The following is a 17,622-nucleotide window of genomic DNA, read 5'->3' on the forward strand; positions in this document are numbered from 1 at the left end:
GTTCACTGATGTCTTCTCGCCTGAGAAAGAGGTGAAGATCGTGTCAGACACCGTCGAAACCCGTCCAGGTCTGCGCCGCTCCCTCTCCGTCTGGCAGGCCGTCGGCCTGTCCGTCGCGTTGATGGCCCCGAGCATGGCCGCCAACATCAACCCGCAGCAGACCGCGGCCGCCGCCGGCCGCGCCGTCCCGCTCGCCTTTCTGCTCTCGGCGGTCGGGGTGCTGCTCGTCGCGTACGGCTTCGTCAAGCTCTGCCAGTACTACCAGCACGCCGGCTCGGTGTACGCCTTCGTCGGCGCGACGCTCGGCCCGCGCGCGGGGGTCGTCTCCGGCATCGGCCTCCTCGGCACGTACACGTTCTACGCGGTCGTCACGAGCTCGGCGGCGGGCACGCTCGGTACCGCTTTCCTCGCGCAGACAGGCATCTGGCCGGACCCGCCGTCGTGGGGCCCGTTCGTGCTCACCGCCGTCGCGCTGGCCGGCGCCTGGCTGCTGTCCGTGGTGCCCGCGCGCCGCGGCACGAGCACGCTGCTCGCCGTCGAAGGCGCGACCATCGCGGTGATCCTGCTGGTCACCGTGGTGATCCTGGTGCGCCTCCTCGCCGGCGGCGCACCCGGTGGCGCGCGGTTCACGATGGACGTCTTCGTCCCGGAAACCGGGCTGTCCGGGGTGTTCCTCGGCGCGGTCTTCGGGTTCCTGTCCTTCGCCGGGTTCGAAGCCGCCGCCACGCTCGGCGAGGAAACCCACGACCCGGAGCGCACCATCCCGCGCGCGATCCTCGGCACGGCGATCTTCGGCGGCGTGTACTTCGTCGTGGTCACCGCGGTCGAGATGATGGCCTTCGGCACCGACGCGGCCGCGTTCCACGACTCGCCGTCCCTGCTCGGCGACCTCGGCAGCCGGTACGCCGGCGCGTGGGCCGGTGACGTCATCAGCGCCGGCGCCGCGATCAGCGCGTTCGGCTGCTGCCTCGCCTGCGTCGTCGGCGGTTCGCGGCTGTTGTTCGCCCTCGGACGCGACGCCGTCGGCGGCCGCGGCGTCGGCCGGACGTCCACCCGCGGCACGCCGGTCACCGCGGTCACGGCCGTGACCGCCGCCGCGGCGCTGATCATCGTGGTGTGCGCGGCGTTCTTCGGCGCGACCGCGTCGGACACCTTCGCCTGGTCCGGCTCGATCGGCACGCTCGTCCTGCTGGTCATCTACCTGCTCACGACGATCGGCGCGATCCTGCTGCTGTTCGTGAAGCGCCGGATGCGCGTTCCGAGGTGGCACCTCGTGTTCCCGATCGGCGCGCTCGCCGTGCTCGGGTACACCGTGTACGTCAACGTCGTGCCGTATCCCGCCGAAGGCCCGGCGCGGTGGTTCCCGGTGGTGGCCGGGGCCGTACTGGCGCTCGGGGTGATCTTGGTGCTGGCCGCGCCCGCCTACGCTCGTAGGGTGGGGGAGAGGCTGACGAGTGTGGACGGAGGCGCATGACCGGACTGCTTCCGTTCGTCTGGATCGTTGCCCACACCGCTATTGACGCGGCCACCAAGGCGAGGAAGGCGATCACCCCGGACCCGAGTGCGAACCACGCACTCAGCCAGTCGGTCACCTTCGGCTCATCGGCAAACACCATGCACCGACCAGGTTGCTTCAGCAGCTCTGCCGCGTGTGCTGTTGCGGGATGCCGTGCTCCTGCCGGTAGATCGAATCGCACCGAGGGCACATCGTCGGCACGCCACGTTGGGTACTTGGTTCAAACGAGGCGGCGGCCGATGCTCCGCACAACATGGTGATGCCCTGGCCCGGTGGTGGGATGCCGCGTAGTCGAGCGCGGTGCCACACGCCGTTGATAACGGGGTGGATAGCCGCCGGGTCGATGTAGATCACGGCACTCATCGCGTACCCCGCTCTGCGTCGAAGCGGGCCAGCAGTTCCTTCGCATTGGCCCAGTCCTCCGGGGTCATCTCGTCGATCATCGTCTGCGGTCGCGCCGGCTCCGCGGCCTCGCCCGAGATTGCCGTGCCCGGCTCCTGCCCCATGATCCAATCGTCGGTCGCGGAAAGTGTGGAACCAATACCAAGCTGGGTATCTCACGGTGAGATGTACCATCGTGAGATGAACGCTCTGACCCGCAAAGGCGGCCCGCTCGCGCTGCCGGACTGGGCCTGGCAGCGGCCTGAGGTCCGCCTAGCCCTCAAGACTCGCGACATCGGAGCCCTGCTGCGTTCGGTGCAGCAGTACACCGGCGCCAGCCAGAGCCGCATCGCCGTCGCCATCGGCGTTCTCCAGGGGCGGGTGTCAGAGATCCTGCGCGCCAGCCGCACCGTCACCACGCTGGAGCTGTTCGAACGCATCGCCGACGGCCTGGAGATGCCCGACGACGCCCGAATGCTCCTCGGCCTCGCTCCCCAGCATCCCGCCGGTCTTGACCACCTGAGCGCCAGCGGCCGGGCCGAGATCCTCGCGGTCTACCCGTCGCAGTCCAGCGCCCGCGCCGAGATCGAGCAACGCGCCCACGAAGCCACCGCCGTCGAGATCCTCGCCGTGCGCGGACTCGGGATCATCGGCATGAACGACTCACTGCTGCGCTCGCGCATCCGCCAGCGGACCACTGCCGTCCGCGTGCTGCTGCTCGACCCCGACGGCGAGGCCGCCCACCGCCGGGCCGACGAGATCGGCGAGACCTACGGCAGCTTCGCCGCCGGTATCCGCCTGTCGATCGAGCGGCTGCGGGACCTCGCGACCGAGGGCGCCGACATCGAGGCCCACGTCTACGACATCCTGCCCACCTGGCGGCTGATCGGGCTCGACGCCACCCTGTTCCTCTCCGCCTTCGGCGAGAGCCACGAGGGCCACACCTCGCCGATGTACAAGCTCACCGGCTCGCCGCATGGCGCATTGCACCGCGGGTTCCATAGGTTCACGGAGGAGCTGCGGCGCACCGCGCGCCGCGTCGTCTGAGAGGAGCCCGCTGTGTCCGTCGAGGCCGAGCTGACCGCCGTCGTCCGCGAGCCCGAGCGCGTGCGGGCCAAGCTCGCCGAACGGGCCGAGGCCGAGCACAGCGTCTATGCAGACACCTATTACGACCGGCCGGATCACTCGATGGACCGAGACGGCTACGAGCTGCGGGTTCGCACCATCACGACCGGCGAAGAGCGGCGCGTCGTGCTCACCTACAAGGAGCCGCCGGTGGACGAGGCGTCCCGGTCCAAGCCGGAGCACGAGACCACGGTGGCTGACCCGGACGTGATGAACACGATCTTCGAAGGCCTCGGACTGGTCAAGCTGATCTCACTGGAGAAGCACTGCGACAACTACCGGTTGACCGCCGACGACCGCGACCTGCTCGCCACCGTCGTGACGATCCCGGAGCTGGACGGCCAGACGTTCATCGAGCTGGAGACCATGGCCGAGCCGGACGACCTGAAGGCTGCGCTCGCATCGGTCCGCGCCGTCCTGGACAGCCTCGGCGTTGCCGAGGATGACGCGGTCACTGAGTCCTACACCGACATGGTCGCCAACGCGCGCTAGTCAGTGGGCGACGCCGTGATCATCTACGGGCACGTGCAGCACGAAGGCCAGCACAATGCCGATGATGGTCAACGCGATGGGCACGATAACCAAGGTCCAGATGAGGATCTTCCGGATCGAGCAGGTCACCGCCAGCTGTTCGAGGGCAGCTTGGAGCGTCGGGCGGCGCGCTCGCCGTGCTCGGGTACACCGTGTACGTCAACGTCGTGCCGTATCCCGCCGAAGGCCCGGCGCGGTGGTTCCCGGTGGTGGCCGGGGCCGTACTGGCGCTCGGGGTGATCTTGGTGCTGGCCGCGCCCGCCTACGCTCGTAGGGTGGGGGAGAGGCTGACGAGTGTGGACGGAGGCGCATGACCGGACTGCTTCCGTTCGTCTCGGACCTGCCGCTGGTGGACCACCACTGCCACGGCGTCGTGACCCGGGACGTCACCCGCGCGGGCTTCGAGGCGATGCTGACCGAAGCCGACGCGCCGTCGCCGCTGGGCACGAGCCTGTTCGACTCGCTCATCGGGCTGGCCGTGCGCGAACGCTGCGCGCCCGTGCTGGACCTGCCGAAGCACGCCCCGGCCGAGGCCTACCTCGAACGCCGTGCCGCCCTCGGCGCGGCGGAGGTGGCCCGGCGGTTCCTGCGGGCCACCGGGACGACCGATTTCCTGCTGGACGGCGGGTTCCTGCCGGACTCGCTGACCACGACCGCCGAGTTCGCCGAGCTGGCGGGTGCCCGCGCGTACGACGTCGTCCGGCTGGAGCAGGTCGCCGAAGCGGTGATCCGGGGAACGACCGCGGCCGGCTTCGCCGACGCTTTCGCCGACGAGCTGGGGAAACGGGCGGAACGGGCCGTCGGGCTCAAGTCGATCGCGGCCTACCGCGTCGGCCTTGGCCTGGCGGGGGAGCGGCCGTCGCCGTCCGAAGTCGAGGCCGCGGCCGGGCGGTGGCTCGCCGGGGGCGGCACCCGGCTGGCCGACGAGGTGCTGCACCGGCACCTCGTGTTCACCGGCCTCGACCTCGGCCTGCCCGTGCAGTTCCACGTCGGCTACGGCGACTCCGACGTGGACCTGCACCGCTGCGACCCGCTGCTGCTCACCGGGCTGCTGCGGGCGACCCGCGACCGCGGCGTCCCGATCCTCCTGCTGCACAACTACCCGTTCCACCGCAATGCCGCGTATCTGGCGCAGGTCTTCGAGCACGTGTTCGTCGACGCCGGTCTCGTCACGCACAACGCGGGGTTCCGGGCGCCGGCCGTCCTGGCCGAGCTCCTGGAGATCGCGCCGTTCGGGAAGGTGCTCTTCTCGACCGACGCCTTCGGCCTGGCCGAGCTGTACCACCTGGGCACGGCCCTGTTCCGGCAGGGTTTGTCGGACTTCGCGCGCGCCGCGCTCGACGCCGGCGCGGTGTCCGAAAAGGACGCTGTCCGGCTGTGTGCTTTGGTGGGACACGAGAACGCGAAGAGGATCTACCGCTTGGAGCACGTGTGAGTGAACTGTGGACCCGGTGGACGCGGGCGATCGCCGACGAACTGCCCGCCGCCGTCGAGCTCCGGCACACCGTGCACGCCGACCCCCGCGGTTCCGGCGACGAGGAGGACACCGCCCGCCTGGTGGCCGCCGCGCTCGGCGCGGGCGACGGCGTCCGCGTCGCCAAGACCGGCCGCGCGATCCGGCTGCCCGGCGCGTCCGACGGGCCGGCCGTGGCGCTGCGGGCCGAGCTCGACGCCCTCCCGGTGCTGGAGGGCACCGGCGTGCCGTGGGCGTCCGGGAACGACCTGATGCACGCGTGCGGCCACGACGTCCACCTCGCCGCGCTGGTCGCCGTGTGCCGGGCCGCGCGGCGCGTCGGCGTGCCGCGGCCGATCCTGGCACTGCTGCAGCCGCGTGAGGAGACGTCCCCGCCCGGCGCGCTCGACGTCGTCGAGTCCGGGGTGCTGGCCGAATGCGGGGTGGACACGGTGATCGGCGCGCACGTGCAGCCGCGGATCACGCACGGCATGGTGTCCGCGACGCCCGGCCCGGTGAACGCCTCCACCGACGAGTTCGAGGTGACCATGCATGGCCAAGGCGGCCACGCCGGCTACCCGCACCTGCTGCGCGACCCGATCCTGGCGCTGTCGCAGCTGGTCGTGAGCCTGCAGCAGCTCGCGTCGCGCCGGATCGACCCGGTGTTCGGCGCGGTCTGCTCGATCGGCCGCATCCAGGGCGGCGCCGCGGCCAACGTCGTCCCGAACAGCGCGAGCGCGTTCGGCTCGCTGCGCCTGATGCGCGCGAAGGACCGTGATCGCGCCCTGGAAACACTCGCGGACATCGTGCACGGCACCGCGCGGGCCCACGGCTGTACCGCCGAACTGGAGATCAGTCCCTGCGAGCCGGTGCTGGACAACGACCCCGGGCTGGCGGAGGGCGCGCAGCATTGGCTGCGTCACGCGGGCTTCGTCGTGGACGACATGTTCCGGTCGTTCGGCGCCGACGACTTCGCCCACTACTGCGGCGGCGGAACCCGCGGGCTGATGATGTTCGTCGGCCTCGGCGACACGGCGGGCGTGCCGAGCCTGCACGACGAGCGGTTCCTCCCGCGCGACGAGGCCGTCACCCAGGTCGCGCACGCGCTGGTGGCGGGCTACCTGGCCGCCTTGGAGGTACCGGCGGCCTAGCGCTACGGTGGCCGCGTGATAAGCGCCTACCTCGCGACGATCCCCAGCCCCGACCGTGGGGTCTGGCATCTGGGGCCGATCCCGATCCGCGCGTACGCCCTGTGCATCATCGCCGGCATCATCGTGGCGATCTGGTGGGGCGAGCGGCGCTGGGCCGCCCGCGGCGGCACCAAGGGCACGGTGATCGACATGGCCGTGTTCGCCGTGCCGTTCGGCCTGGTCGGCGGCCGGTTGTACCACGTGATCACCGACCCCGAGCTGTACTTCACCGAGGGCCGCAACCCGTGGAACGCGTTCGCGATCTGGGACGGCGGCCTCGGCATCTGGGGCGCGATCGCCCTCGGCGCGGTGGGGGCGCTCATCGCCTGCCGCCGCCGGGGCATCCCGCTGCCGGCGATGGCGGACGCGGTCGCCCCCGGCATCGTCGTCGCGCAGGCCATCGGCCGCATCGGCAACTACTTCAACCAGGAGCTGTACGGCGCGCACACGGACCTGCCGTGGGGCCTGGAGGTCTACCAGCGCTTCAACCCGGAGGACCCGGACAACCTGCTGAACGGCGTCGCGACGGGGCACATCCCGCTGCCGGAGAGCCCGGTCCACCCGACGTTCCTCTACGAGCTGCTCTGGAACCTGCTGGTCGCGCTGCTGGTGGTGTGGGCGGACCGTCGCTTCACGCTCGGGCACGGGCGGGCGTTCGCGCTGTACGTCGCCGGGTACACGGTGGGCCGCGGCTGGATCGAGATGATGCGGACGGACACCGCGAACCACATCCTCGGGCTGCGGGTGAACGTGTGGACGTCGATCCTGCTGTTCCTCGCCGCGGTGGTGTACTTCGTGGCCGCCGGCCGGCGGGGGCCGCGGGAGGCGCCGGAGACGCTGGTGAGCAAGGACGCCGTGGGACCGGACGAGGTTCCGGTGGCCGCGGAGGAGCCCGAGGCTTCGGAGGCCGGTTCCGCAGTCGCCGACGAGCCCGAGCCCGTTGCCGCAGACGAGCCGGAGCACGCGAAGGTGGCGGCCGATGCCCCGGCCTCCGCGGAGAAGCCTGCTGCGGACGCGCCGGCCGAGGAGCCGAAAAAGACCGACGAGAGCTGACCGCCGGCTCCAGCGTCATGAACGACTCTTTCATGACCTCCGACGTCATGAAAGAGTCGTTCATGACGTCGGAGACCCTGGATCAGAGGTCCGGCAGGCCGAGTTCGAGGTTCGGCGTCTGGAGGCCGCCGTCGACCTCGATGATCTTGCCCGTGATGTACCCGCCGGCCTGGGACGCCAGGAACACCACCGTCGCCGCGATGTGCTCGGCCTCGCCGATCCGCTTCAGCGGCGTCGCCGACTCCATCTTCGAGCGAAGCTCCGGGTTGCCGACCACGATCTCCAGGGCCGACGTCGCCACCGAACCCACCGAGATCGCGTTCACCCGCACCTTCGGCGCCAGGTCCGCCGCTGCCAACCGCGTGTAGTGGACCAGGGCCGCCTTCGCCGTTCCGTACGCCGCGAAGCCGCGGCCTGCCACGCGGCCCATCACCGACGAGATGTTGACTACCGAGCCGCCCGTCTCCACCAGGGAGGGCGCCGCCGCCACCGTCAGCGCGTGGGCCGTCGCGACGTTGAAGCGGAACGCTTCCTCCATGAAGTCCACGGTCGACTCCAGCAACGGCCGCGGGTACGTGCCGCCGACGTTGTTGACCACCAGGTCGAGGCGGCCGAACTCCGACACCGCCGCCGCGGCCAGTGCCGCCGCCGCTTCGGGGGAGGAGAGGTCGACGGGAACCGGGAACGCCCGGCGGCCCGCGTCGGAAACGCGCGAGGCGACTTCCTTGAGCTGGGACTCGGTGCGGGAGGCGATGACCACGTCTGCGCCCGCTTCGGCGAGCGCCACGGCGGTGGCCGCGCCGATCCCGCGTCCGGCGCCGGTGACCACCGCGACCTGGTCGGTGAGCTTGAACCGATCGAGGATCATGCGGCGAAATGTAACACGTTCTAGTGACCGGGGACACAGCAAGTCGACCATGTCACGGTAGGCTTGACCGGCGTTTCCGGGCCGTATACTTAGCGGACCGAACTACCGGGAACCCATCAGGAACTATGTCGTTCCGCACAGCCAGATCGTTACCGTCCGACGCCGTCCGGGGCGCTCCGAAGTGCTGCTGGCGTGTTTCCCAGGTGTTAAAGTCGCGCTAACGAAGCGGGCCATCGTCGTCCCGTGCGCTCCCCGGCCGGTAGCCCGGCCCCGCACGACAAGACGACGAAGGAGGTCCCTTCATGATCTTCTCCGCCATTCCCGGCAAGCAGGGTCTCTACGATCCGGAGACCGAACAGGACTCCTGCGGTGTGGCCATGGTGGCCGACATCCGCGGGCGCCGCTCCCACGGCATCGTCACCGACGGCCTGGCCGCGCTGACCAACCTGGACCATCGCGGCGCCGCGGGTGCCGAGCCCACCAGCGGCGACGGCGCCGGCATCCTGCTGCAGCTGCCCGATGCGCTGTTGCGGGCCGAAGCCGGTTTCGCGCTGCCCGAACCCGACGAGCAAGGCCACCACACCTACGCCGCCGGTATCGCTTTCCTGCCCGAAGACACCGAACAGCGCCGCAAAGCCGTCGGGCTGGCCGAACGCATCGCCGTCGAAGAGGGCCTCGAGGTCCTCGGCTGGCGCGAGGTCCCGGTCGACGCCGACCGCGCCGACATCGGCCCGACCGCCCGCTCGGTCATGCCGCACTTCGCCATGCTCTTCGTGACGGGTGAGGGAAAATCCGGTCTGGAGCTGGACAGGCTCGCGTTCTGCCTGCGCAAGCGCGTCGAGAACGAGAGCGTGAACGCCGGCTGCGGCACGTACTTCCCGTCGCTGTCCTCGCGGACGATCGTCTACAAGGGCATGGTGACGCCGGAGCAGCTGCCCGCGTTCTTCGCCGACCTGCGCGACGAGCGGCTGGAAAGCGCCATCGCGCTGGTGCACTCCCGCTTCTCCACCAACACTTTCCCGTCGTGGCCGCTGGCGCACCCGTTCCGGTTCGTGGCCCACAACGGCGAGATCAACACCATCCGCGGCAACCGCAACCGCATGCGGGCCCGCGAGGCGCTGCTGGAATCCGACGTCATCTCCGGCGACCTTTCGCGGTTGTTCCCGATCTGCTCGCCGGACGCGTCGGACTCGGCGTCTTTCGACGAGGTGCTCGAGCTGCTGCACCTCGGCGGCCGGTCGCTGCCGCACGCGGTGCTGATGATGATCCCGGAGGCGTGGGAGAACCACATCACCATGAAGCCCGAGCGTCGCGCCTTCTACCAGTTCCACGCCAGCCTGATGGAACCGTGGGACGGCCCGGCCTGCGTCACCTTCACCGACGGCAGTCTGGTCGGGGCGGTCCTGGACCGCAACGGCCTGCGCCCGGCCCGCTGGTGGCGCACGGCCGACGACCGTGTCGTGCTCGCCAGCGAGGCCGGCGTGCTGGACGTCGCTCCGAAGGACGTCGTCGCCAAGGGGCGGCTCAAGCCCGGCAAGATGTTCCTGGTCGACACCGAGGCCGGCCGGATCGTCGACGACGAAGAGGTCAAGTCCGCGCTGGCCGTCGAGTCGCCGTACGACGCCTGGCTGCACGCGGGCCTGCTGAAGATCGCCGAGCTGCCCGACCGCGACCACGTCGTGCAGAGCCACGACTCGGTGCTGCGCCGTCAGCTTTCCTTCGGCTACACCGAAGAAGAGCTGAAGATCCTGCTCGCGCCGATGGCCGAAAAGGGCGCCGAGCCGCTCGGCTCGATGGGCACGGACACCCCGCCCGCGGTGCTGTCGAAGCGGTCCCGGTTGCTCTACGACTACTTCAAGCAGAACTTCGCCCAGGTGACGAACCCGCCGCTGGACGCGATCCGCGAGGAGCTCGTCACCTGCATGGCGCGGATCATGGGCCCGGAGCGCAACCTCCTGGCCCCCGGACCGGCGTCCTGCCGGCACCTGAAGCTGCCGTACCCGGTCATCGACAACGACGAGCTCGCCAAGCTCATCCACATCAACGACGACGGCGACCTCCCCGGCTTCGCCTGCAGTGTCCTTTCCGGACTGTATGAAGTGGACGGTGGCGCGGAAGCGCTCGCGGGCGCGATCGAGCGCGTCCGGCGTGAGGCGTCCGAAGCGATCGCGGCCGGCGCGCGCACGCTCGTGCTGTCCGACCGCGACTCCGACCACCGGATGGCGCCGATCCCGTCGCTGCTGCTGGTTTCCGCGGTGCACCACCACCTGGTCCGCACCAAGGAACGCCTGCGCGTCGCGCTGGTCGTCGAGTCCGGCGACGCCCGCGAGGTGCACCACATCGCGCTGCTGCTCGGGTACGGCGCCGCCGCGGTGAACCCGTACCTCGCCTTCGAAACCATCGAAGACATGATCGGGCAGGGCGCGGTCACCGGGATCGAGCCGGCCAAGGCGATCCGGAACTACGTGCAGGCGCTGGTCAAGGGCGTCCTGAAGATCATGTCCAAGATGGGTATCTCGACGGTCGGCGCGTACACCGCCGCCCAGGCCTTCGAATCCCTCGGTCTGGCCCAGGACATGCTCGACGAGTACTTCACCGGGACGTCGTCGAAGCTCGGCGGCGTCGGCCTGACCGTGCTCGCCGAAGAGGTGGCCGTGCGCCACCGCCGCGCCTACCCGGACAACCCGACCGAGCGCGTCCACCGTGGACTCGACACCGGCGGCGAGTACGCCTACCGCCGCGAGGGCGAACTGCACCTGTTCACGCCGGAGACGGTGTTCCTGCTGCAGCACGCGTCCAAGACCGGCCGCGCAGAGGTGTACCGCAAGTACACCGACGAGGTGCACCGCCTCTACCGCGAGGGCGGCACGCTGCGCGGGCTGTTCTCGTTCAAGGAAGGTGCCCGCGAGCCGGTGCCGCTCGACGAGGTCGAGCCCGCCGAAGCGATCTTCAAGCGCTTCAACACCGGTGCGATGTCGTACGGCTCGATCTCGGCCGAGGCGCACGAAACCCTGGCCATCGCGATGAACCGCATCGGCGGCCGCTCCAACACGGGTGAGGGCGGCGAGGACCCCGAGCGGCTCTACGACCCCGAGCGGCGCAGCGCGATCAAGCAGGTCGCTTCGGGTCGCTTCGGCGTGACGAGCGAGTACCTGGTGAACGCCGACGACATCCAGATCAAGATGGCGCAGGGCGCGAAGCCCGGCGAAGGCGGTCAGCTGCCGCCGAACAAGGTGTACCCGTGGATCGCGCGGACCCGGCACTCGACGCCGGGCGTGGGGCTGATTTCCCCGCCGCCGCACCACGACATCTACTCCATCGAGGACCTGGCGCAGCTGATCCACGACCTCAAGAACGCCAACGAGCACGCCCGCATCCACGTGAAGCTGGTGTCCTCACTCGGTGTCGGCACGGTCGCGGCCGGCGTGTCCAAGGCCCACGCGGACGTCGTGCTCATCTCGGGTCACGACGGCGGCACCGGCGCGTCCCCGATGAACTCGCTCAAGCACGCGGGCACGCCGTGGGAGATCGGCCTCGCCGAGACCCAGCAGACGTTGCTGCTCAACGGCTTGCGCGACCGGATCACCGTGCAGGTGGACGGCGCCATGAAGACCGGGCGCGACGTCGTCATCGCGGCGCTGCTCGGCGCCGAGGAGTACGGCTTCGCGACGGCCCCCCTCGTCGTCGCGGGCTGCATCATGATGCGCGTCTGCCACCTCGACACCTGCCCGGTCGGCGTCGCCACGCAGAGCCCCGAACTGCGCAAGCGCTACACCGGCCAGGTCGAGCACGTCGTCAACTTCTTCGAGTTCGTCGCCGAAGAAGTCCGCGAAACGCTTGCCCAGCTGGGTTTCCGCACGCTCGACGAGGCCATCGGGCACGCCGAGCTGCTGAACACCGACGAGGCCGTCGACCACTGGAAGGCGTCCGGTCTGGACCTGGCGCCGATCTTCGAGATGCCTACGGAGACCCCGTACGGCGGCGCGAAGCGGCGCACCCGCGGTCAGGACCACGGCCTCGAGCACGCTCTGGACCGCACGCTCATCCAGCTCGCCGAGGCGGCGCTGGAAGACGCGCACCAGGTGAACATCGAGCTGCCGGTGCGCAACGTCAACCGGACCGTCGGCACGCTGCTCGGCTCGGAGATCACCCGCCGCTACGGCGGGGAAGGTCTGCCCGAAGGCACCATCCACGTCACCCTCACCGGGTCGGCGGGCCAGTCGCTCGGCGCGTTCCTGCCGCGTGGCATCACCCTCGACATGGTCGGCGACGCCAACGACTACGTCGGCAAGGGCCTGTCCGGCGGCCGGATCGTCGTCCGCCCCGACCCGCAGGCGACCTTCGCCGCCGAAGCGCAGACGATCGCGGGCAACACGATCGCCTACGGCGCGACCGGCGGCGAGATCTTCCTGCGCGGCCAGGTCGGCGAACGCTTCTGCGTCCGCAACTCCGGCGCCACGGTCGTCGCCGAGGGCGTCGGCGACCACGCCTTCGAGTACATGACCGGCGGCCGCGCGGTGGTGCTCGGCCCGACCGGCCGGAACCTGGCGGCCGGCATGTCCGGCGGCATCGCCTTCGTGCTCGACGTCGACCGCAAGAAGGTCAACCAGGACATGGTTGACCTCCTGCGGCCGACCGCCGACGACCTGGCGTGGCTCAAGAAAACCGTGCAACAGCACTACGATCTCACCCGCTCCGCGGTGGCGGCCTCGCTGCTCGGCGACTGGCCGCGCCGCTCCGTGGTGTTCACGAAGGTGATGCCACGCGACTACCAGCGGGTTCTGGACGCGGCGAAGGCGGCTCGGGCCGCCGGCCGCGACGTCGACGAGGCGATCATGGAGGCCGCTCGTGGCTGACCCGACCGGTTTCCTGAAGTACGACCGCGAAGAGCCGAAGAAGAAGTCCAAAGAGGAACGGCTCGCGACCTGGGGCGAGGTCTACGCGGACGTCGACCCGGCCGAGCGCAACGGAAAGGTGCGCAAGCAGGCGTCGCGCTGCATGGACTGCGGTATCCCGTTCTGCCACTCCGGCGGTTCCGGCTGCCCGCTGGGCAACCTGATCCCGGAGTGGAACGACCTGGTCCGCCGCGGCGACTGGGCCGCGGCGAGCGACCGGCTGCACGCCACCAACAACTTCCCCGAGTTCACCGGGAAGCTGTGCCCGGCGCCGTGCGAGGCGGGCTGTGTCCTGTCCGTCTCGCCGCTGTCCGGCGGGCCGGTGTCGATCAAGCGCGTCGAGCAGACGATCGCCGACCAGTCCTGGGAAGCGGGCTTCGTCCAGGCGCAGGTGTCCGAAGTGTCCAGTGGACGACGGGTCGCCGTGGTCGGGTCCGGCCCGGCCGGCCTGGCCGCCGCCCAGCAGCTGACCCGCGCCGGGCACGAGGTCACCGTGTTCGAACGCGACGACCGCCTCGGCGGGCTGCTGCGCTACGGCATCCCCGAGTTCAAGATGGAGAAGAAGGTCCTCGACCGGCGCCTGGCGCAGCTGCGCAGGGAAGGCACCCGGTTCGTCACCGGCTGCGAGGTCGGCGTCGACCTTTCGGTAGAGGACCTGCGCGCGCACTACGACGCCGTCGTGCTCGCGGTCGGCGCCCTGCGCGGCCGCGACGACACGACGACGCCGGGCCGCGAGCTGGCCGGCGTCCACCTGGCGATGGAGCACCTGGTGCCGGCCAACAAGTTCGTCGAGGGCGACGGCCCGCCGTCGGTCGACGCGAAGGGCAAGCACGTCGTCATCATCGGCGGCGGCGACACCGGCGCCGACTCCTACGGAACGGCGACCCGCCAGGGCGCGCTGTCGGTGACCCAGCTCGACCAGTACCCGACGCCGCCGTCCACAAGGGACGACGAGCGGTCGCCGTGGCCGACCTGGCCGTACATCCTCCGCACCTACCCGGCGCACGAGGAGGCGGGTGAGCGGAAGTTCGCGGTCGCGGTCAAGCGGTTCGTCGGCGACGAGAACGGCCGCGTCAAGGCGCTCGAGCTGCAGCAGGTCAAGGTCCAGAAGGACCCGGCGACCGGCCGTCGCGAGGTCATCCCGGTCAACGACGAGGTCGAGACGCTGCCCGCCGACCTGGTCCTGCTGGCGATCGGCTTCGAAGGCGTCGAGGAGATGCCGCTGCTGGACGGCCTCGGCCTTTCCCTGACGCGCCGCGGCACGCTGTCGTGCGGCGCGGACTGGCAGACCGAGACGCCGGGCGTGTTCGTCTGCGGCGACGCCCACCGCGGCGCGTCGCTCGTGGTCTGGGCGATCGCGGAAGGCCGGTCGGTGGCCAACGCCGTCGACGCGTTCCTGACCGGGGCGTCGGACCTCCCGGCCCCGGTGCACCCGACGGCTTTGCCCCTCGCCGTCGTCTGACCCGCCAAGGTTCGTGAAGGCCACCTTGCGGAACTTCAAGTTCCGCAAGGTGGCCTTCACGGCTTTCCGGAGCGTTACGCCAGACGGCGGCTGTGCGGTGTGTGCACGGACAATTACTTTCGAGGGGTTGTGTCGCCTTTGCGACGATTCACTTCTGCGGAAGGTGGGGCGTCTTGAAGCACACGAAACTCCGGGCCGCGGTGGTCACCGCCGTCCTCTCTCTCGCGTTCGCCCTGGTCGGGACGCCCGCCCAGGCCGCGCCGAAACCCTTCTGGACGCCCGATGCCATGCGGGCGGCCGTCCCGATGGACTCGCTCGTGAAGAGCCCGGCCTTCACGCCGAAGGACGTCGCACAGGGCAAGAGCGCGATCATCCGGAGCATCCCGAACGGCGGGGGTGCCTGGACCGGCGGCGGTAAAGTCACCCAGACCGCCGGCCGCGTGTTCTTCCTCTTCAACGGCCAGAAAGCGTCCTGCTCCGGCGACGCCGTCACCAGCACCAACGGTAGCGTGGTCGTCACCGCCGGGCACTGCGTGAAGTACCAGGGCACCTGGCACACCCAGTGGGTCTTCGTGCCCGGCTACAACAACGGCAACGCCCCCTACGGCCAGTGGACGGCGAAGACCACGCTCACCACGCCGCAGTGGGAAGCCAGTGAGGACATCAACTACGACGTCGGCATGGCCGTGGTGAACCCGCTCAACTCCCAGCGGCTCACTGACGTCGTCGGCGCCCAGGGCATCGCGTTCAACCAGCCGAAGAACCAGAGCATGTACACCTTCGGCTACCCGGCCGCGTCGCCTTACGACGGCACGAAGCTGATCTACTGCAGCGGCACCACGTTCACCGACTTCCTGCTGACCAAGGACCACGGCATGAGCTGCACCATGACCGGTGGCTCCAGCGGCGGGCCGTGGTTCCTGTCCTTCAACGAGGGCACCGGCGCCGGAGTGCAGGCCTCGGTGAACAGCTTCGGCTACAACTTCCTGCCGGGCTACATGTTCGGGCCGTACTTCGGCATCGACGCGCAGAACCTGTACAACCGCGCGCAAGCCGCGTGACCCTCGTCAGCCCAGGGGTGGAGCCGTGGTTCCGGCCCCTGGGCTGACGTCCACGCGGTCCCGCCACGGCAGGCTCGGAGCATGCGAAAAACCTTGGTCCTGCTGGCTTTCCTGCCGCTGCTCGGCGGCGTCCCGGCGCACGCGGCCCAGCCGTCCCTGAAGTGGACGACCCCGTGCCCCGGCTACGGCCTGTCGCCGTCGCCGACGGCCGGGCTCGAATGCGCCACCCTGCGCGTGCCGCTCGACTACGCGCACCCGGAGCGCACGATCGAACTCACGCTTTCCCGCCACGCCGGAACCCCCGGCAAACGACGCGGCGTACTGCTGATGAACCCCGGTGGCCCGGGCAGTCCGGGCCTCGCCATGCCCGCCCAGCTGCTGCAGCGGATGGGCGGCTCCGGCCTGCCGGACGCCTACGACGTCATCGGCTTCGACCCGCGCGGCACCACCTACAGCACGCCGGTGACGTGCGGCATGACGACTTCGGAGGAGCGCGGCGCCGTGCTCGGCCCGTACGCGAACGGGCCCGCCGACGTCGCCGCCACCGCCGCGAAGGCGCGTGCCGTGGCGGAGAAGTGCGGCCAGGCGTCCACAAAGGACCTGCTGCCGCACATGACGACCGCGAACACCGCCCGTGACCTGGACCGGATCCGGGAAGCGCTGGGGGAGAAGAAGATCTCCTACTACGGCGTCTCGTACGGCAGCTACCTCGGCGCGGCGTACGCGTCGATGTTCCCCGGCCGCGGCGACCGGATCGTGCTCGACAGCGTCCTCGGCCCGCGCGGCCTGGACGTTCGCGGAAACCAGCGCTTCGCCGAAGGGTTCGACGACCGGTTCCCCGACTTCGCCGCGTGGGCGGCCCAGCGCGACGACGTCTACCACCTGGGGCGGACCCCGGCGGCGGTGACGGCGAGGTTCTTCGAGCTCGCCGCCGTCCGCGGGCCGGAGTTCCGCTCCGACACGTGGAACGGGCTCTACGACGACGCGCGTTTCCCCGCCCTCGCCGCGGAATGGGCGGGTACCGCGCGGGCCGAGAACAACACTGTCGGCCCGCTCGACGGCGACAACCACGCCGCGCTGCAGCTCCAGGTGATCTGCAACGACGCGAACTGGCCCGAGCAGGTCGGTTACTACCAGCGCGCGGTCGAACGCGAACGGGCGCCGCACCCGATGTTCGGCCCGGCCGCGGCGAACGTGAACCCGTGCGCGTTCTGGCCCGTCGAGCGCGCGGAACCGCCGGTACGCGTCGGTGGCCCCGGCCCGGCGAACGTCCTGCTGGTGCAGAACCTGCGCGACCCGGCGACGCCGCTTTCGGGAGCGCGGGAAACGCGGAAGGCGTTCGGGGCCCGCGCGCGGATGGTGACCGTCGACGCCGGCGGGCACGGCGTCTTCACCCGGGAAAACGCTTGCGGCAACGAAGTGGTGCTGCGCTATTTGCGTGACGGGGTCTTCCCCGCGGCCGACGGGTCCTGCCAACCCGGCCTCAGCTCAAGGCGGTGAGCAGCGCCCAGTAGCCGCCACCGCCGACGACGACGCCCATCAGCAGCCCGGCCAGCACCTCCGGGGTGGTGTGGTCGCGCAGCCGCACGCGCGACCACGCCACCCAGGCGACCAGCAGGGTGAGCAGCAGTGCCCACGGCCCGTACGTCAGCGTCAGCACCACGACGGCGGCCGAAGCGACCGCGGCGTGCAGCGAGATCTTGAACTTCGCGCCGAACGTGATCGCGACCGCGACCACGAGGCTCGCCAGCATCGACGCGGCCAGCGCGATCAGCGGCGCGGGCGCGCCTCCGGCCAGCAATCCGGCGAAGCCCAGGCCGAGCGACACGCCGGCGAACAGCAGGGGGACGCGGCGCCCGGCCCGGTTCGTCACGTGGTGGCCGTCCCACTTGCCCTGTTTCGCCCCGCGGACGATCAGGGCCATCGGGAGCAGCGAGCCGGTGACGGCGATCAGCAGTCCCCAGCCCAGTGCGGGGAGCGGCCGGTGGGCGGTGGCGGACCAGGCGACGGCGAGGGGCAGTGTGAGGACCCACACCCAGGGGGCCATGACCTCGGTGGCCAACCGGGCGACGCGGAGCACGGGGCGA

At 70.6% G+C, this 17,622-nt stretch carries 15 protein-coding genes; 11 read left to right on the forward strand and 4 right to left on the reverse strand.

The annotated features are described in order from the left end of the window. The first annotated feature begins 40 nt into the window (after positions 1-40). Positions 41-1,474 (forward strand): APC family permease, encoded by a 1,434-nt coding sequence (locus A3CE_RS0135060; RefSeq protein WP_245589637.1) that lies wholly within the window; start codon positions 41-43, stop codon positions 1,472-1,474. A 401-nt stretch (positions 1,475-1,875) separates the two neighbouring features. Here A3CE_RS0135060 and A3CE_RS56860 read toward each other — a convergent pair whose 3' ends face one another. Continuing rightward, a complete protein-coding gene (locus tag A3CE_RS56860) occupies positions 1,876-2,022 on the reverse strand; it encodes a hypothetical protein (protein ID WP_020644772.1) in 147 nt (48 codons plus the stop codon). A 76-nt stretch (positions 2,023-2,098) separates the two neighbouring features. On the opposite strand from A3CE_RS56860, the gene A3CE_RS0135070 reads away from it, so the two are divergent. Continuing rightward, a complete protein-coding gene (locus tag A3CE_RS0135070) occupies positions 2,099-2,944 on the forward strand; it encodes a helix-turn-helix domain-containing protein (protein ID WP_026469158.1) in 846 nt (281 codons plus the stop codon). A gap of 12 nt (positions 2,945-2,956) precedes the next feature. Further along, the gene (cyaB, locus tag A3CE_RS0135075; protein WP_020644774.1) at positions 2,957-3,514 is read left to right on the forward strand and encodes a class IV adenylate cyclase; all 558 of its coding nucleotides are present in this window, start codon (positions 2,957-2,959) and stop codon (positions 3,512-3,514) included. Here the strand turns inward: cyaB and A3CE_RS59390 are convergent, their stop codons facing one another. After that, the gene (locus tag A3CE_RS59390) at positions 3,515-3,643 is read right to left on the reverse strand and encodes a hypothetical protein (RefSeq protein WP_020644775.1); all 129 of its coding nucleotides are present in this window, start codon (positions 3,641-3,643) and stop codon (positions 3,515-3,517) included. A gap of 47 nt (positions 3,644-3,690) precedes the next feature. Between A3CE_RS59390 and A3CE_RS56865 the strand changes: the two genes are divergently transcribed. Genes A3CE_RS56865 through lgt form a run of 4 tightly spaced genes read left to right on the forward strand, consistent with a single transcriptional unit; the run spans position 3,691 to position 7,249 of the window. Continuing rightward, the gene (locus A3CE_RS56865; protein ID WP_020644776.1) at positions 3,691-3,867 is read left to right on the forward strand and encodes a hypothetical protein; all 177 of its coding nucleotides are present in this window, start codon (positions 3,691-3,693) and stop codon (positions 3,865-3,867) included. Next, positions 3,864-4,988: an amidohydrolase family protein gene (locus A3CE_RS0135090; RefSeq protein WP_020644777.1), complete on the forward strand. Its 1,125-nt coding sequence runs from the start codon at positions 3,864-3,866 to the stop codon at positions 4,986-4,988. The genes A3CE_RS56865 and A3CE_RS0135090 overlap by 4 nt, the downstream gene beginning before the upstream one ends. Then, positions 4,985-6,157: a M20 metallopeptidase family protein gene (locus A3CE_RS0135095; protein ID WP_020644778.1), complete on the forward strand. Its 1,173-nt coding sequence runs from the start codon at positions 4,985-4,987 to the stop codon at positions 6,155-6,157. Before A3CE_RS0135090 ends, A3CE_RS0135095 begins: the two co-directional genes overlap by 4 nt. A 15-nt stretch (positions 6,158-6,172) precedes the next feature. Continuing rightward, complete coding sequence (gene lgt / locus A3CE_RS0135100) at positions 6,173-7,249, forward strand: prolipoprotein diacylglyceryl transferase (RefSeq protein ID WP_020644779.1); 1,077 nt, start codon at positions 6,173-6,175, stop codon at positions 7,247-7,249. An 82-nt stretch (positions 7,250-7,331) separates the two neighbouring features. On the opposite strand, the gene A3CE_RS0135105 is transcribed toward lgt, so the two are convergent. Further along, a complete protein-coding gene (locus A3CE_RS0135105) occupies positions 7,332-8,117 on the reverse strand; it encodes an SDR family oxidoreductase (protein ID WP_020644780.1) in 786 nt (261 codons plus the stop codon). A gap of 302 nt (positions 8,118-8,419) precedes the next feature. Between A3CE_RS0135105 and gltB the strand changes: the two genes are divergently transcribed. The 4 genes from gltB (at position 8,420) to A3CE_RS0135125 (ending at position 17,035) form a co-directional block, all read left to right on the forward strand. Beyond that, the gene (gene gltB / locus A3CE_RS0135110; protein WP_020644781.1) at positions 8,420-12,973 is read left to right on the forward strand and encodes a glutamate synthase large subunit; all 4,554 of its coding nucleotides are present in this window, start codon (positions 8,420-8,422) and stop codon (positions 12,971-12,973) included. Then, positions 12,966-14,474: a glutamate synthase subunit beta gene (locus A3CE_RS0135115; RefSeq protein ID WP_020644782.1), complete on the forward strand. Its 1,509-nt coding sequence runs from the start codon at positions 12,966-12,968 to the stop codon at positions 14,472-14,474. The genes gltB and A3CE_RS0135115 overlap by 8 nt, the downstream gene beginning before the upstream one ends. A gap of 173 nt (positions 14,475-14,647) precedes the next feature. Further along, positions 14,648-15,535, forward strand: coding sequence for a trypsin-like serine peptidase (locus A3CE_RS0135120; RefSeq protein WP_020644783.1), 888 nt, complete (start codon positions 14,648-14,650; stop codon positions 15,533-15,535). An 81-nt stretch (positions 15,536-15,616) separates the two neighbouring features. After that, on the forward strand, positions 15,617-17,035 hold the full coding sequence (locus tag A3CE_RS0135125) for an alpha/beta hydrolase (protein ID WP_026469159.1): 1,419 nt from the start codon (positions 15,617-15,619) through the stop codon (positions 17,033-17,035). On the opposite strand, the gene A3CE_RS0135130 is transcribed toward A3CE_RS0135125, so the two are convergent. Beyond that, positions 17,019-17,615, reverse strand: a complete 597-nt coding sequence (locus tag A3CE_RS0135130) for a phosphatase PAP2 family protein (protein WP_020644785.1) — start codon at positions 17,613-17,615, stop codon at positions 17,019-17,021. The genes A3CE_RS0135125 and A3CE_RS0135130 overlap by 17 nt on opposite strands. Between the last annotated feature and the right edge of the window lie 7 nt (positions 17,616-17,622).

Origin of the sequence: Amycolatopsis balhimycina FH 1894 (assembly GCF_000384295.1) — a bacterium.
GTDB lineage: Bacteria > Actinomycetota > Actinomycetes > Mycobacteriales > Pseudonocardiaceae > Amycolatopsis > Amycolatopsis balhimycina.

What these genes read in the sequence shown, in the direction of transcription:
- A3CE_RS0135125 (WP_026469159.1), top strand. Translation starts at nt 15,617, where the DNA reads ATGCGAAAAACCTTGGTCCTGCTGGCTTTCCTGCCGCTGCTCGGCGGC.
- A3CE_RS0135090 (WP_020644777.1), top strand. Translation starts at nt 3,864, where the DNA reads ATGACCGGACTGCTTCCGTTCGTCTCGGACCTGCCGCTGGTGGACCAC.
- A3CE_RS0135070 (WP_026469158.1), top strand. Translation starts at nt 2,099, where the DNA reads ATGAACGCTCTGACCCGCAAAGGCGGCCCGCTCGCGCTGCCGGACTGG.
- A3CE_RS0135105 (WP_020644780.1), bottom strand. Translation starts at nt 8,117, where the DNA reads ATGATCCTCGATCGGTTCAAGCTCACCGACCAGGTCGCGGTGGTCACC.
- gltB (WP_020644781.1), top strand. Translation starts at nt 8,420, where the DNA reads ATGATCTTCTCCGCCATTCCCGGCAAGCAGGGTCTCTACGATCCGGAG.
- A3CE_RS56860 (WP_020644772.1), bottom strand. Translation starts at nt 2,022, where the DNA reads ATGGGGCAGGAGCCGGGCACGGCAATCTCGGGCGAGGCCGCGGAGCCG.